Annotated in this window: 11 protein-coding genes; 3 read left to right on the top strand and 8 right to left on the bottom strand. The window is 55.8% G+C overall.

Going from position 1 to position 15,528, the window contains the following annotated elements; translation table 11 throughout:
* Positions 1-96: 96 nt before the first annotated feature.
* A complete protein-coding gene (locus G6L28_RS12410) occupies positions 97-4,860 on the bottom strand; it encodes an NAD-glutamate dehydrogenase (protein ID WP_174064103.1) in 4,764 nt (1,587 codons plus the stop codon).
* Between the two features lie 544 nt (positions 4,861-5,404).
* On the opposite strand from G6L28_RS12410, the gene G6L28_RS12405 reads away from it, so the two are divergent.
* Entirely contained in the window at positions 5,405-5,977 is a 573-nt protein-coding gene (locus G6L28_RS12405; protein ID WP_174064102.1) for a CarD family transcriptional regulator, read from the top strand.
* Positions 5,978-6,171: 194 nt separating this feature from the next.
* Here the strand turns inward: G6L28_RS12405 and G6L28_RS12400 are convergent, their stop codons facing one another.
* A complete protein-coding gene (locus G6L28_RS12400) occupies positions 6,172-6,717 on the bottom strand; it encodes a L,D-transpeptidase family protein (RefSeq protein WP_174064101.1) in 546 nt (181 codons plus the stop codon).
* Positions 6,718-6,860: 143 nt separating this feature from the next.
* On the opposite strand from G6L28_RS12400, the gene G6L28_RS12395 reads away from it, so the two are divergent.
* Together G6L28_RS12395 and G6L28_RS12390 are read left to right on the top strand one after the other, a co-directional pair.
* A complete protein-coding gene (locus G6L28_RS12395; RefSeq protein WP_174064100.1) occupies positions 6,861-7,544 on the top strand; it encodes a response regulator transcription factor in 684 nt (227 codons plus the stop codon).
* An 82-nt stretch (positions 7,545-7,626) separates the two neighbouring features.
* Entirely contained in the window at positions 7,627-8,082 is a 456-nt protein-coding gene (locus tag G6L28_RS12390; RefSeq protein ID WP_174064099.1) for a cyclic nucleotide-binding domain-containing protein, read from the top strand.
* Positions 8,083-8,095: 13 nt separating this feature from the next.
* Here the strand turns inward: G6L28_RS12390 and G6L28_RS12385 are convergent, their stop codons facing one another.
* The 6 genes from G6L28_RS12385 to tesB all read right to left on the bottom strand — a co-directional run bounded on the left by G6L28_RS12385 (position 8,096) and on the right by tesB (position 15,497).
* Positions 8,096-8,899 (bottom strand): exodeoxyribonuclease III, encoded by an 804-nt coding sequence (locus G6L28_RS12385; RefSeq protein WP_174064098.1) that lies wholly within the window; start codon positions 8,897-8,899, stop codon positions 8,096-8,098.
* A gap of 84 nt (positions 8,900-8,983) precedes the next feature.
* The gene (locus G6L28_RS12380; RefSeq protein ID WP_174064097.1) at positions 8,984-9,658 is read right to left on the bottom strand and encodes an outer membrane lipoprotein carrier protein LolA; all 675 of its coding nucleotides are present in this window, start codon (positions 9,656-9,658) and stop codon (positions 8,984-8,986) included.
* Between the two features lie 163 nt (positions 9,659-9,821).
* Positions 9,822-12,452, bottom strand: coding sequence for an FtsK/SpoIIIE family DNA translocase (locus tag G6L28_RS12375; RefSeq protein ID WP_174064096.1), 2,631 nt, complete (start codon positions 12,450-12,452; stop codon positions 9,822-9,824).
* 211 nt (positions 12,453-12,663) lie between these two features.
* Entirely contained in the window at positions 12,664-14,022 is a 1,359-nt protein-coding gene (locus tag G6L28_RS12370) for an ammonium transporter (protein WP_174064094.1), read from the bottom strand.
* Between the two features lie 28 nt (positions 14,023-14,050).
* Positions 14,051-14,401, bottom strand: coding sequence for a P-II family nitrogen regulator (locus G6L28_RS12365; RefSeq protein ID WP_045230924.1), 351 nt, complete (start codon positions 14,399-14,401; stop codon positions 14,051-14,053).
* 211 nt (positions 14,402-14,612) lie between these two features.
* A complete protein-coding gene (tesB, locus tag G6L28_RS12360; protein ID WP_174064092.1) occupies positions 14,613-15,497 on the bottom strand; it encodes an acyl-CoA thioesterase II in 885 nt (294 codons plus the stop codon).
* Positions 15,498-15,528: the final 31 nt, after the last annotated feature.

Genomic DNA, 15,528 nt, shown 5'->3' with positions numbered 1-15,528 from the left:
AGATCGAAACGGCAGCAGATGCTCGCAACTTCCCCGAACATGACGAACACTACACGCCGCCCGGCGGGTTATCGCTGGGCGGCGTATATCTGACTATCATAGGTTTCGGGTCTGCACTATATCCGAAAGCAGACCCGCAGCCACGGTGAGCCGTGCAAGGTTCGTCTCGCCACTGTCGCTGAGCGCCGCGAGTTCGGAAACGATCCGATTGACGCGAACGCGATCGGCCCCATACCAGGCCTGAACGGGTGCTTTGTCCTTCGCATATTCCGTCAGTGCCGAAATCACGATCCGGCGGCGTGAGGAGGCGATCTGGTCCTGACTGCGCAGCAGGGCAAGGCTCTCGTAGTGATCCGATGGCGTAACGCGCTGACTTGCTTCCAGCAGTCGTCCCACGCGGAATGTAGAGGAAACGGCAGCGTAGCTTTCCGCCGCACGGGCAAGCGTGGTGCCTGCCTGATCCGCAATTAGCATGATTTCAGGCACGTAGATCAACAGACCGAGAACCTCCAGCTCCCTGACGAGAGGCAGCGGTACACCTTCAATCTCGACTATTCCGATTTCATCCTGGTACTTCGCAGCACCTGGGGACAACGTCTTTATCGCACTTTTCAAACGCTCGATCTCGTCCTGCATCGAACCGGTTATTGTGCCGGCGGTCTGCAGATAAAGCCGGGTTGCGTCCGTGAAGATGCGCATGACCTTGGCGTAGAGGTCGTTTTGGACTGCGCCCGGAATCTTTCCATCCAGCGTATCGATTTCGCTCCACAGGCGCTTCAGACCAAAGCCGTCCTCCACGATCATTGCCGCCTTTACCACCGCAGGCGCAAGCAAACCGCTGGCATCGACAAGCTTTTGAACAAAGCCCGGGCCTCCCCGATTAACGACCTGATTGGCAAGCGCCGTCGCTACGATCTCTCGGTGTAGACGGTGCGAGGTGATGTCGGCGGAATAGGTCTTCTGCATCTTGCTCGGGAAGTAATCCGTCAACAAATGCTGGAGATAGGGCTCGTCGGGCAGGGCGCTTGCGACAATCGTATCGAACAAGGTCAGCTTTGCATAGGAAAGCAGGACACCGATCTCCGGGCGTGTCAGCTGCTTGTCCGCAGCGTAGCGCTCGCCGAACTCCGCGTCATTGGGCAGCGTCTCGACCTTGCGGTTCAGCTGGCCCGCCGATTCCAGCGCGCCCATCAGTCGACCGAGTTCCTCCCTGTTGCCGGTTCCTTTGCGCTCGGTGAGCGAAATCGCCAGCGACTGGAGATAGTTGTTTCGCAGTACGAGTTGCGCCACTTCCGACGTCATGGAAGAGAGCAGCTGGTTGCGCTTTGGCAGGGTCAGACGCCCGTCATTGACTGGGGAGGCCAGCGCGATCTTGATGTTCACTTCGACGTCGGAGGAATTGACGCCTGCCGAATTGTCGATGGCATCCGAGTTGCAGCGACCGCCTGAAAGCGCATAGGCGATGCGGCCCTTCTGGGTGATGCCGAGATTGGCGCCTTCGCCGATGACCTTCGCGCCCACTTCCGTCGCATTGATGCGGATCGGGTCGTTAGCGCGGTCACCCACTTCGGCATTGGTTTCCACGGCTGCCTTTACATAGGTGCCGATGCCACCGAACCATAGAAGATCGGCCGGTGCCTTCAGGATCGCCGTCATGATTTCGAACGGTGTTGCGACCGACTTATCGATGCCGATGGCGACGACCGCTTCCGGCGTCAGTGTCACGGATTTTTCCGCGCGCGAGATGATCATCGCGCCGGGTGAGAGGGCGGAGCGATTGTAATCCTGCCAACTGGATCGCGGCAAGTCGAACAGGCGCTTGCGCTCTTCAAAAGATACGTCCGTATCCGGCGTCGGATCGATGAAGATATCGCGGTGGTCGAAGGCGGCGATCAGTTCGATCTTCTCGGACAGAAGCATGCCGTTGCCGAAAACGTCGCCCGACATATCGCCGACGCCAACGACCTTGAAAGGTGTTGTCTGGATATCGGTGTCCATTTCACGGAAATGCCGCTTTACCGTCTCCCAAGCGCCGCGAGCGGTAATGCCCATTTTCTTGTGGTCGTAACCGGCGGAGCCGCCCGACGCAAAGGCGTCATCCAGCCAGAAACCTGCTTCCCGGGCCAGGCCATTGGCCGTGTCGGAGAACGTTGCCGTGCCCTTGTCGGCCGCGACAACGAAGTATGGGTCGTCACCATCCAGACGCAGCGTATCGGCAGGCGCGATAATATCGTCACCGACGATATTATCGGTTATCGAGAGTAGCGTGCGAATATAGGTTTTGTAGGCCTCTTTGCCCGCATTGAAGATTTCATCGCGATTGGCGCCGACTGGCAGGCTCTTCGGGAAGAAGCCGCCCTTTGCACCGACCGGAACGATCACCGCGTTCTTCACCTGTTGAGCCTTGACAAGACCGAGAACTTCGGTGCGGTAATCCTGACCGCGATCAGACCAGCGCAGACCCCCGCGGGCGACCTTGCCGAAACGCAGGTGCACGCCTTCGACTTCCGTACCGTAGACGAAGATTTCGCGGAACGGGCGGGGATCGGGTAATCCGTCCAGAAGCTTCGGATCAAACTTGAAGGCCAGCATCGCTTTCGGCGAACCGTCTTCATTGCGCTGGAAGTAATTGGTGCGAAGCGTGGAATCAACTGCATTCACGTAACGACGCAGTGTGCGGTCCTCATCGAGATTGGGAACGCCGGAAAGATCGGCTTCGATAGCTTTGTGAAGGTCCGAAAGTTTCCGCAACCGCGGCTTTTCACCAAGCTTCGGATCGAACCCATGGGCGAAGAGTTCGAAAATGCGCCGCGCGATGGCTGGATATTTGAACAGCGTTTCGGAAATGTGCTCCTGCGAGTAGACGATGCCGGTCTGGCGCAGATAGCGGGCATACGCGCGTAGAACGGAAACTTCGCGCACTGTCAGGCCTGCGGCCACAATCAGACGGTTGAAGTTGTCGTTGTCCACCGTGCCATTGAAGGCTGCGAGAAACGCATCTTCCAGGCGTGGGCCATAGGTCGCAAGATCCAGCTTTATCCCCTGCTGAACCTTCAATTCCATATCATGCAGAACGATTGTCTGTGCGTCGTTGGCGGAAACGACGCCGATATCGAAGGTCCGTTCGCTGATGACGCTGAAGCCGAGATTTTCCAGAAGCGGTACACGGCGCGACAGCGGCAGATGACCATCGCGGTGGAAAATCTTGAGCGAGAGCACGCCTTCTGCCTGATCGGCGCTGCGATAAAACTCGATCCGCACCGGCTCTCCGGCGGCAGTGGCAACGATGTCCGGCATATCGCCAATGGCTTCTTCAGGCGTAAAAGCTTCCTGATAGGCCTGATCGACATCGAGAACCGGAGCACCCGGCTCCGAGAGCGAGGCGAAATGGTCGATCCAGCGGGCGGCGATGTCGCTTACGGCATCTTCCAGTCTGTCCTGCGCAACCCGCGGTGTCTTACCGTCTACGCGTCCGACAATGAAGTGCACGCGTGCAAGAGCGCCTTCGGGGAAGGCGGGGTAGTAGGCGGAGATGTGACCGTCATAGACGTGAGCAAGATAATCGCCGATCTTCTCGCGAACATAAGAGTTGTACTCTTCACGCGGAACATAGATGATCACGGACACAAAGCGGTCGAAACGGTCGATACGGGCAAGAACGCGCACACGCGGACGATCTGCGAGTTCCATGATCTGCTCTACGAACCGGACCAGCAAATCCTTCTCGATCTGGAACAGATCGTCACGCGGATAGGCTTCCAGCGTGTTTTGCAGGTTGCGGCCAGAATGGCTGTTCGGGTCGAAGCCGAAGTAATCTTCGATTTCGGCCACCTTGGCACGAAGTAGCGGGATCTGTTTTACCGAGCGCGTGTAGGCCGTTGCCGTGAAAAGTCCGACGATGCGCAGCTCCCCGACGACATTTCCTTCCTTATCGAAGCGCTTTATGCCGATATAATCCATGTATGCGCGGCGGTGAATGATGGATTTGACGTTGGCCTTGGTAACGATGAGGAAATCCGGGCCGTCGAGAAACGCCAGAATTTCCGGCGTAGTGGTAACCGCGTCCTTTCCGAGACGCAGCACGCGCACGTCCGGGTCGCTTAGAATCCCGAGGCCGACGCCATCGCCGCGCTCTACCTTTGCATTGCTGCCCTTGCCGGAATAGCTGTAATCGCGCATGCCGAGGAAGGTGAAATTGTCGTTGCGCAGCCAGTCCAGAAACTCTGCCGCTTCCGTGCGTTCTGTCTTGCGGCGGCTTGAACCGCGCTCTTTCAGTTCGCCCAGCGCTTCATCCAGCTTTGCCAGCATCGGTCTCCAGTCGCTATAGGCGGACTGGACCTGCGATAAAACGAAACGAAGCCGTTCGGTGAGCGCCTCTACTGCTTGTTCAGTGAGAGGGGCAATGTGAAGCTGAATAAGACTGATATTGTCTTCGGGCGCATCGATTTCAGGATCTGCCAGCCTGTATCCACCGTGCGCACCTGCATCCGCGATCATGATGGGGTGAACAGCGAGATAGAGGCTGCGATAGCTGCTTGTCACTTCCCCCATGACGGAATCGTACAGGAACGGCATATTCCTGCCGACGATCGTCAGGATCGAAACCGGTATATCGCGCGGCGAAACACCATCGATCTGTGAAACAGAAATATAAGGAATATCTCTTTTCCAGCCAGAAAGTTCATTAACCGTATACTGAGATAACGCAGAAAGCATTTCCGGTGTGTAATACTCGATATCGTCCCCGCTGGCGCGGCCAAATAGTATGGCCGGGTCGATATGGGGCTTTCCGGTTTGGCTCGCCAGTTTCTTTGCTTTTTCGAGCTGTTTGTCGCGTTTTGGATTGTTCCGGTAGCCCATTGTGCCTTTTTTCCTCTAAAAGGATGCGGGATGATGAGGGAAACATCGAAAACTTCAAAATTTCCGTCAAATTCGATTCGGATATTGGCGCGTAATTATGAATAGTTTAAGTGGCAATCAACACTTTCAATTGGGTCATTAAATTTTATTCGATTTAAAAAACAACTTCTTTGGGTACCAAATACTTTCGAAAATATGAAAGTGCGAATCTGGGAGTTCCCGAGACGATATTGTGACTCCATAGTCACGGTTGAAGCAAATTATTGATTTCCACGTATTTTTGTGGTACACCAGAAAAACTGATCCACAGCGCGGCATTTGTGTGCCCAAAAACACCACGAAAGCAAGTCATCAAATTGCACGCGGTTTCCGTGACATATCCAACGTTTGTGTTGTCGAATACCATATTGCGAGATGGTTTGTCTTTGTGTGCTCGGTTGGACCAGTGTGGAGTCACCTGACGGCTTTCCCCCGTCTCATCCGGGCCTGACCGACCCGACCCCGGCGACCTCCGGGTGTATGTAACAGGGAGTTTTTAGAACGAATGACGACCCAGCAGAAAAAATCTCCAGCGCGTCACGGTTTCAAGACCGGTGAAGCGATCGTTTATCCCGCTCACGGCGTCGGCACTATTTCGGCCATCGAGGAACAGGAAGTCGCGGGCATGAAGCTCGAACTCTTCGTGATCGATTTCGAAAAAGACAAGATGCGCCTCAAGGTGCCAGTCGCCAAAGCAGTCAGCATCGGTATGCGTAAGCTGTCCGAAGGGGATTTCGTCGAACGCGCGTTGAAGGTTGTTCAGGGCAAGGCTCGCGTGAAGCGCACCATGTGGTCGCGCCGTGCGCAGGAATATGATGCCAAGATCAATTCCGGCGATCTGATCGCTATCGCTGAAGTGGTTCGCGATCTCTATCGCGCCGAAAATCAGCCTGAACAGTCCTATTCCGAACGTCAGCTCTACGAAGCGGCGCTTGATCGCATGGCTCGTGAAATCGCTGCCGTCAACAAGATGTCCGAAACGGAAGCCGTTCGCCTTGTTGAAGTTAATCTCAACAAGGGCCCAAAGCGCGGCAAGGCGCTCGAAGAAGACGATGCACCGGAAGAAGAAGCTGCATAAGTTTTCCTGTCCATCAATGTCAAAAAACCCGCCCGCTTCGAGGCGGGTTTTTTGTTTCGGCGGTAAAAATGGCGGTTATGTGTTTAACCTGCATGTCCGCTTTTCGTTGAAACGCATAATGCCTTGATCACTGTCTTGCGTGGCCTCAAGACGCAGAACCGCTTCGCATTCCTGCAGGCAATGTCCTAAACTATTCAAAGCACACGGACTTTTCGCCCATAGGAGAGATAAGGTAATATCCGCTTCATGTCTCGGGGATGAAGCGCGACGCAACCCGCAGTCGGTTCATAACCGGGTCGGATCATGTGCAGAAAGATCGCAGAACCGAGATTTCGGCGCCTTGACCTGACATTCCAGTCAAGGACAAGACAGGCATCGTATAGCCCATCTTGTCTCAGCAATTCCTCATGACTTGGTTTGAAGGGTGCCTTGACCAGCCGATTATAGTTTGGGTCGGCTGGCGCGTCGCACCACAGCATCTTGTCTTGAGTGCGATGCATCGTAAGCGATGTTCTGAGTGAGGCGATGCGGTCGCCCCTGTGGAAGCCGTATAGCAGCTTCATGTTGGCAATCGGGGTTTTTCCGTCACCTTCTCGCTTCAGTACCGTGCGGCCATTGCGACCAATAGCGGCCTGAAACGTTAATTGGCCAAATTGCACGATAGCGCGGCTTTTCAGGCGCGGAGCGGGTCGTACGATCAATGAAATTGTCGGTTTTGGCGATTTACTGTTCTTGACCATCACTCTGTTCTCACGGGATTGTGCTTTGTAGATCGCTCGACGTGAATTCATAGCACCTCGCAATTGCCGCAAAAAGGGTTGACGTATGCGTGTCAAATCGCTGAATTGATTTATTAAGTTAAAAAGAAAGGTTGAGATACCTCATGACGGCCCGCACACTGCTTTTGGTAGACGACGACGACGACCTGCGCGAAACGCTTGCCGAGCAGCTTTCCCCTTATGAGGAGTTCTCGCTGCTGACCGGCGCAAACGCGAATGCAGCCATCCAGACGACAAAGTCTACCCAAGTCGATCTCCTTATCATGGATGTCGGTCTGCCCGACATGGACGGACGCGAGGCCGTGAAGCTGATGCGCAAGAACGGCTTCAAGGCGCCGATCATAATGCTCACTGGCCACGATACGGATTCAGATACCATCCTCGGACTGGAAGCCGGTGCAAACGACTATGTCACCAAACCTTTCCGCTTCGCCGTGCTTCTCGCACGCGTTCGCGCGCAGCTTCGTCAGTATGAGCAGAGCGAGGATGCAGTCTTCACGGTAGGTCCTTACCAGTTCAAGCCGAGTCAAAAGCTGCTGACCACGGAAGACGGTAAGAAAATCCGTCTGACAGAAAAAGAAGCGGCGATCATTCGCTATCTTTATCGCGCTGGAAGTGCGGTGGTAACGCGAGATGTGCTTCTTGAAGAAGTCTGGGGTTACAACTCCGGTGTCACGACCCACACGCTGGAAACCCACGTTTACCGGCTGCGGCAGAAGATCGAACGCGATCCGTCAAACGCAGAGATTCTCGTAACCGAAAATGGCGGCTATAAGATCGTACCTTGAGGAATGTTTTCAGGCGGCGGGTATTGTCTTCGGTCCATGCTTGGTCGAAAACCTTGAAATGTGAATTTCAGGGGCTGCGAGCATGGCTTTAACAGACGATATTCAGCTTCTTGCGAAGGTTCCTCTGTTCCAGGGGTTTAGCGACGACCAGTTGCGTCTTATCGCTTTCGGGGCCGAGAAGAGAAAAATTGCCGAAGGGCAGATGCTGTTTCGCGAACACTCTCCAGCAGAATGTGCCTTCGTCGTCGCACGCGGCAACTTCGATTTGTGGAGTGGCGACAGGAATGGCAAGGCCGCCGTCCAGGCAACGGTCGGGAATGGGACGCTTCTCTCAGAGCTCGCGCTTTTTACGTTGTGTGAGCGGAAATATACGGCGATCGCGACCGAAGATTCCGAAGTCATTCGCATCACCCGCATCCTCTTTCACCGAATGGTGGAAGAGTTTCCTGAGGTTGCCGAGGTGGTTTTCGAGCGGATACGCGGTAACATCGCCGCCCTTGCGTCAGGCGCCACAGCCCTTCAAGGGCGATTTGCATAAGGCCGGTTGGCCCTCAAAATTTGAAATGGGCTGTCACGGGTACGTGGTCTGAAGGCCGGTTCCAGCCGCGTGCTTCTTTCAGGATATCGATGCGGTCCAGCGATGGACCGAGGTCGTTTGAGGACCAGATGTGGTCCAGACGGCGACCACGGTCGGCGGCTTCCCAGTCCTTGGCGCGGTAGCTCCACCAGGTGTAAATCTTTTCGCTCTCGGGAACGTTCAGCCGCATCAGGTCGAGCCAGTTGCCCCGTTTCATCACGTCAAGCAGCCCTTCAGTTTCGACGGGTGTGTGACTGACGATTTTCAGGAGCTGTTTGTGAGACCAGACATCGTTTTCCAGCGGTGCGATGTTGAGATCACCAACGAGAATGGAAGATGTACCGGGCACGCTATCGGCGCTCAATGCCTTCATCTCCTCCACAAAGTCGAGCTTATGGCCGAACTTCGGATTGATGGAGCGATCCGGCTCGTCACCGCCAGCAGGTACATAAAAGTTATGCAGGCGGATTTTGCGGGTGCCGACCTGTACGATAGCGGAGATATGGCGCGCGTCGCCAATGCCGCAAAAGTCCTGTCGATGATCTTCCGTGAGCGGCAGTTTCGAGGCTATGGCAACGCCGTGATAGCCCTTTTGTCCATGGATGATAACGTGCTCGTAACCCAAGGCCTTCAGCGGCTTCATCGGAAACTCGCCATTGGGGCATTTGGTTTCCTGAAGGCAAAGGACGTCGGGCTTGTAACGCACAAGAAACTGCTCGACGAGCGGCATGCGGAGCCGCACGGAGTTGATGTTCCAGGTGGTTATAGAGAATGTCATGCCTGCGCTCCGTTGACCTTGGGGACGGTGGAGGCAGGCTTATAGCATCATGCAGAAAACGGGAATCTTTTTATCACCGTCAGATTAACCGCGATTACGGACTTCTTCATAGTTGATCGCAAAGACGCGGTCATCAAGGCTAACGCCCGTCTGCACGTTGAAGATCATGACTGTCGTGTCCTTGTTCTGCGCATCCCTCGTCGTCCACTGGCGAAGATCGAAGGTTTTCGGGTCGAACATCAGGGTGATCGTCGAGTCGCCAAGAATGCTCTTATCACCCAATACGATGGTGATCAGATCGGACTCTTCCTTCACATCACGGACCTTCTGGTTACCCAGGTCGATCTTGTCGGACAGCAGCAGGCTAAGCGGGGTTTTGGAAAGGGGATAGAGGTCCCACGTCTTGAGCTTCATATTGCCAATGACGACATTTTTTCCGTCGGAAATAACGCGCATGGGGGACGGGTCTTCATAGTTGAAACGCAACTTGCCAGGGCGGGCGATATAAAACTTTCCACCCGTCTGCTCGCCTCTCGGTCCGAACTGAACGAACTCGCCCATCATTGTCTTTACCGACGAGAAATGGTTCGCGATCTTCTGCGCGGTAGCGCCTTCGCTTGCGCCCTGGGCCAGCGCGGAAAACGGCTGAAGCGCGGTGAACGCAGCCGCAGCAGAAAACAGGGTCATCACACCGCGACGGGTTACATTGCCTTCAAGGCCCGGAATCTGCGCTGAAACGACCGATGGGGTATTCTTCATTCTTTTCTCCTTCATCGCATTTCATGTGCCGAAAAAACGCGGCGGCTTCATGACATGAGCGTATGCTATAACGCCGAATTCTTGGCTTGGTTGCTGATGTTCGGTTGAAGTTGAAGCGCATTTTCAAAAAGATAACGGCCCTTGTGCTTGCCGATCGTCAACGTCAATCGCTCTCGGTTGGAACGAGGATTTCACGCTTCCCAGCATGATTTGCGGGGCCGATGATGCCTTCCTGTTCCATACGTTCGATCAGGGACGCGGCACGGTTATAACCGATACCGAGGCGGCGCTGAACGTAGGAGGTCGAGGCCTTGCCGTCACGCAGGACGACTGCGACAGCCTGATCGTAAGGATCGTCGGATTCGGCCATGTTGCCGGTGCCTGCCGGGCCGCCGCCATCCTCGTCCTCATCCTCTTCGGTGATGGCTTCGAGATAATCCGGAGAGCCCTGACTTTTGAGGTAAGAGACAATCTCTTCGACCTCGTTATCGGATACGAACGGGCCGTGGACACGCTGAATACGGCCGCCACCGGCCATATAGAGCATGTCGCCCATACCGAGTAGCTGCTCCGCACCTTGCTCGCCAAGGATCGTGCGGCTGTCGATCTTGGACGTGACCTGGAAAGAGATGCGGGTCGGGAAGTTGGCCTTGATCGTACCCGTGATGACGTCGACAGAAGGACGCTGGGTTGCCATGATGACGTGGATACCTGCGGCACGCGCCATCTGAGCGAGACGCTGAACCGCGCCTTCGATATCCTTGCCCGCAACCATCATCAGGTCGGCCATTTCGTCGATGATCACGACGATGTAGGGCAGGGGCTTCAGATCGAATTCTTCCGTCTCGTACATCGCCTCGCCGGTCTGGCGATCAAAGCCCGTCTGCACGGTTCGGGTCAGTACTTCGCCCTTGTCGAGCGCCTGTTGAACCCGAGTGTTAAAGCCATCGATGTTGCGCACACCGATCTTCGACATCTTCTTGTAGCGCTCTTCCATTTCGCGCACCGTCCATTTCAGCGCAACGACGGCCTTCTTCGGATCGGTAACGACGGGGGAGAGCAGATGCGGAATGCCGTCATAGATCGACAGTTCCAGCATCTTGGGATCGATCATGATCAGGCGGCACTGCTCTGGCGTCATGTGGTACAACAGCGAGAGGATCATGGTGTTGATCGCCACCGACTTACCGGAGCCGGTGGTGCCGGCAACCAGCAGATGCGGCATCTTGGCCAGATCGGCGATGACGGCCTCGCCGCCGATGGTCTTGCCCAGAGACATCGGCAGTTTAGCCTTCGTGTTCTCGAAATCCCGTGAGCCAATCAATTCGCGCAGGTAGACGGTTTCGCGCGAGCGGTTGGGCAATTCGATGCCGATGGCGTTACGGCCCGGCACCACGGCCACGCGGGCGGCAACGGCGCTCATCGAGCGGGCGATGTCATCCGCAAGACCGATGACTCGGGAGGATTTGATGCCGGGCGCAGGCTCCAGTTCGTAAAGCGTGACGACAGGGCCGGGACGTACGTGGATGATCTCACCCTTGACGCCGAAATCTTCAAGCACGCCTTCCAGTCTGCGGGCGTTCTGCTCCAGAACATCTTCGTTCAGCGTATTATCGCGCACCACATTCTTCGGCTCAGCAAGAAGGTGGATCGACGGCAACTGGAAGCCACTGGGCGCGATAAAGGAAGTCTGTGCTTCGCGCACTCCGCGTTCGCTCGGCTTCGGCCTGGCTGGAGGTGCCGTAATGCGGGTGGGGCTGCCTGCTGGCGGGCGAGGCGTGAACTTCGCGTCGCCCGACAGGACGCCATCCGGCAGGGCGTCTTCGTCGTCGAAATCCGGTTCATCGCCCATCGATATCGGTGGTGGAGACATCTGTCGGCGCGCGCGGGCTTCCGTGCGCTCTTCAAACGAAGGCTCGGAACGTTGATCCAGCCGATTGATCGCTGTCTTGAGACGCGAAGGTTCGTTCAGCGTACCGAATTCGTAATCGTTGAAGTCGTAAGGCTGTTCGAACTCATTGTTCAGCGATTTCGGCTTGAAACCGAAGATGCGGCGCAGACGCGCCTGCGTGATATACCAGTAATGTGTGACCGCGCCGAAAGCGAGCAGGCTGCCAAAGAAGCCATCTCCCTCGTCTTCGTCGCCATCAAGTTCCTCGACCTTGCGTGCTCGGCTGTTGGTCGCTGCTTGAAGTGCAACTTCGTCATCATCGTCATCTGCCGCGCCGAGCAGGCCTGATGCAAAGAGCATCAGCCAGGCAGCGGGGAGGGCAAGGATGCCGCCAAGGATAGTCGCTGCGGTGCCGGTTGGGTAAGCGCCGATGAAGAGGGCCGGGAAGCGCAGGATCATGTCGCCGATAACCCCGCCGATGCCGTTGGGCAGGGGCCATGTCGCTGGTGCCGGAAAGCAACCGAGCGAGGCGGAAGCGATGAAGGCTCCGCTCAGCCAAGCCACAAGACGGGCTGGAATGCGATGAAACTTGCGACCGGAAATAAGAACGAATGCCCAGGAAAGGACAGGCAGCATGGCGATCAGGGCAGACAGCCCCAAAAACTGCATCATGATATCGGCAAACACCGCGCCGCCATGCCCAAGCAAGTTGGTGGGCTGGTTGGCCGTAGCATAGGATAAACTGGGATCTGCGACGTTCCATGTAGCCAGCGCAGTCACACCTAAGGCTAACGCTGCTAAAACAGCAAAGCCGCACAGTGCCATAACTTGTCGCATGACAAATGCCGTCAGTACGAAGCGGTTATCTCGGTCTTCGAATGCCGGGGAATTCACTCTGGCCATATGTTGAACCCGTCGTTCTTTGTTTTTCCGGAGCTTCGATGCTGAAGCAAGGATGACAGGGCAAAATAGCCGCACGGTGGTTAATGCGGCATTAACCACATCGGAACTCGTTAAGAACTTTCATTTTTCGAAAGGGAAAAGAAAAAGCTCGACGATGACGCCGGGCTTTCGTTTGTTATCCTGTCTGCCGAAGACGGGCAGCTTGTCGAGCTTACGAGTGGTAAGCCGCTTCGCCGTGGGATGCGAGGTCGAGACCTTCGCGCTCTGCTTCCACTGGCACACGCAGGCCGACGATCACGTCAACGATCTTGTAGAGGATGATCGATACAACTGCACACCATACGATGGTGATCGCAACGGCAACGAACTGTGTCCAGACCTGCGAAGCAATGGAGAAGTCGGCCTTGCCAGTGCCGCCGAGGAGCGGCGATGTGAAGATACCGGTGCCGAGCGCGCCGATGATGCCACCCACGCCGTGAACGCCAAAGACGTCAGCGGTGTCGTCGTAACCGAATTTGTTCTTCACCACTGAGACGAAGAAGTAGCAGATCGGAGAAACGATCAGGCCGAGGACGATTGCGCCCATTGGGCCAACGGAACCAGCGGCAGGCGTGACAGCAACCAGACCGGCGATCATGCCGGATGCAGCGCCGAGCATCGAAGCCTTGCCACGCGTGAAGCTTTCAACCAGCGACCATGCCACAATGGCGGCTGCCGTTGCGAGGAAGGTGTTGATTGTGGCGAGAACCGCGCCGCCGGAAGCTTCGAGGTTGGAGCCTGCGTTAAAGCCGAACCAGCCGACCCACAGCATGGCTGCGCCAACGAGCGTCAGTGTCATGGAGTGCGGGGCCATCATGTCCTTGCCATAGCCGGTACGCTTGCCGACCATGATCGCGCCGATAAGACCTGCCACACCGGCATTGATGTGAACGACGGTGCCGCCAGCGAAGTCGAGAGCGCCCATGCCGAAGATCAGGCCGTTCGCGTCCCAGACCATGTGTGCGATCGGGAAGTAGACGAACGTCGCCCACAGGATGGTGAAGAGAATAACGGCGGAGAACTTGATGCGCTCTGCGAATGCACCGATGATCAGCGCCGGGGTGATGGCCGCGAAGGTCATCTGGAAGACGATGAAGGTGTATTCGTAGATCACCACACCTTCGGAGAAGGTTGCCGATGTGCTGTCAAGCGTAACGCCGGAAAGGAAAAGCTTGCCGAAGCCGCCGAAATAGGCGCTGGTGCTGCCGCCGAACGCGAAGGAATAACCATAGATTACCCAGACGAGCATCATGACTGCGCCGACGACGGTGCACTGCATCAGCACGGACAGCATGTTCTTGGCGCGCACGAGGCCACCGTAAAACAGGGCGAGGCCCGGAACGATCATCAATAGAACGAGGATCGTTGCGAGGTACATGAAAGCGGTGTCGGCTTTATCTGGAACAGGTGCCGCAGCCGCAGCTTCAGCCGTCGGTGCTGCCGCTTCCTGCGCAAAAGCGATGACCGGAGCCAGAAGGGCGGCTGTACCGGCGCCAAGCGCGCTGAATTTGGAAATTGTCTTGGATAGCATTGTTTGAAAACTCCCCTGTCAGGCGTGCTTAAAGCGCTTCTGTGTTCGTTTCGCCGGTACGGATGCGCACGGCCTGTTCAATCGAGTAGACGAAAATCTTGCCGTCACCGATCTGGCCGGTCTTGGCTGAAGAAGCAATTGCCTCGACAGCCTTTTCGACGAGATCGGAAGCCACCGCGATTTCGATTTTGAGCTTTGGAAGGAAACTGACGGCATATTCCGTGCCGCGATAAATTTCGGTATGCCCCTTCTGGCGTCCGTAACCTTTAACTTCAGTCACGGTCAGGCCTTGAATGCCGACGGCGGTCAGGGCTTCGCGCACCTCATCCAGCTTGAACGGCTTGATAATGGCCATCACAATTTTCATCTGGTTTCCCATCCTTTGTTTGTCCGGCGCAAGCCAGCTCTCCTCGACGCCGATAGATCAACACCAGCGACTGAGAGCATACATTCAAAGGGCGTGCCAGTTTTTCGCCACAAAATACAAGTTATTGAAAAATAAAGACAATAAATGATTCGACGGAAAATCGTGCAGTTGGCTGCGCGGTAGGCGCTCAAAGATTGAGCGTTTTTTAAAAAATGATGATTATTTAATCATTTGCTCTTTTGCGGATCAGGCCTTCCTGCGCCACTGACGCAATCAGGATACCATCGCGGGTATAGAGGCTACCTCTGGTCAATCCGCGGGCACCGGAAGCACTTGGACTATCCTGTGAATAGAGCAGCCAATCGTCCAAGCGGCAGGGACGGTGAAACCACATCGCATGATCAAGGCTTGCAACCTGTATCGTCGGATCGAATATGGTCGTTCCGTGGGCATACAGCGATGCGTCGAGGAGGGTCATGTCGGAAAGATAGGCAAGGATTGCCGTCTGATAATGCCTATCGTCCGGCACTGAGCCAACAGCCCGCACCCAGATATCCTGATGGGGCTCCAGCTTTTCCTTGGAGAAATAGTGGGTAAGCGAAACCGGACGGATCTCGATGGGTCGCTTGTTCTCCCAATATTTGCGGACCGCCGTTGGTGCCTTGGCAAGGAATGCCTCCCGCATCTGGTCTTCGCTCATCAACTGTTCTGGCTGAGGAACGGCCGGGATTGAGACCTGATGATCGAATCCATCTTCGCCGATCTGGAAAGATGCTGACATGGAGAAAATCGCGTGTCCATGCTGGATCGCGACGATACGGCGTGTGGCGAAGCTTGAACCATCACGGATTCTATCTACCTGATAGATGATTGGCACGCGTGGATCGCCGGGCCGCATGAAATAGGCATGGAGAGAATGAACGTAGCGATCGTCTTTAACCGATCGCTGCGCTGCGACCAGTGCCTGAGCGATAACCTGTCCGCCGAAAACGCGCTGCCCACCGACCTGTGGGCTCGTGCCGCGAAACAGGTTTTCCTCAAGCTTTTCAAGATCGAGCGTGGAAACGAGATTTTCCATGGGGTCTGACAAATCAGATGGGCGCGACATTTCGGCATGCTCCGGCGGTATGAAGACCTAA

Origin of the sequence: Agrobacterium larrymoorei (assembly GCF_013322225.1) — a bacterium.
GTDB classification, from domain to species: Bacteria; Pseudomonadota; Alphaproteobacteria; order Rhizobiales; family Rhizobiaceae; genus Agrobacterium; species Agrobacterium larrymoorei_A.
Note: the sequence above shows the minus strand (reverse complement) of the source record. Positions and strands in the feature narration are given on the sequence as shown.

Coding starts and splice junctions, on each gene's coding strand:
- G6L28_RS12410 (WP_174064103.1), bottom strand. CDS start 4,860: ATGGGCTACCGGAACAATCCAAAACGCGACAAACAGCTCGAAAAAGCA.
- G6L28_RS12405 (WP_174064102.1), top strand. CDS start 5,405: ATGACGACCCAGCAGAAAAAATCTCCAGCGCGTCACGGTTTCAAGACC.
- G6L28_RS12400 (WP_174064101.1), bottom strand. CDS start 6,717: ATGGTCAAGAACAGTAAATCGCCAAAACCGACAATTTCATTGATCGTA.
- G6L28_RS12395 (WP_174064100.1), top strand. CDS start 6,861: ATGACGGCCCGCACACTGCTTTTGGTAGACGACGACGACGACCTGCGC.
- G6L28_RS12390 (WP_174064099.1), top strand. CDS start 7,627: ATGGCTTTAACAGACGATATTCAGCTTCTTGCGAAGGTTCCTCTGTTC.
- G6L28_RS12385 (WP_174064098.1), bottom strand. CDS start 8,899: ATGACATTCTCTATAACCACCTGGAACATCAACTCCGTGCGGCTCCGC.
- G6L28_RS12380 (WP_174064097.1), bottom strand. CDS start 9,658: ATGAAGAATACCCCATCGGTCGTTTCAGCGCAGATTCCGGGCCTTGAA.
- G6L28_RS12375 (WP_174064096.1), bottom strand. CDS start 12,452: ATGGCCAGAGTGAATTCCCCGGCATTCGAAGACCGAGATAACCGCTTC.
- G6L28_RS12370 (WP_174064094.1), bottom strand. CDS start 14,022: ATGCTATCCAAGACAATTTCCAAATTCAGCGCGCTTGGCGCCGGTACA.
- G6L28_RS12365 (WP_045230924.1), bottom strand. CDS start 14,401: ATGGGAAACCAGATGAAAATTGTGATGGCCATTATCAAGCCGTTCAAG.
- tesB (WP_174064092.1), bottom strand. CDS start 15,497: ATGTCGCGCCCATCTGATTTGTCAGACCCCATGGAAAATCTCGTTTCC.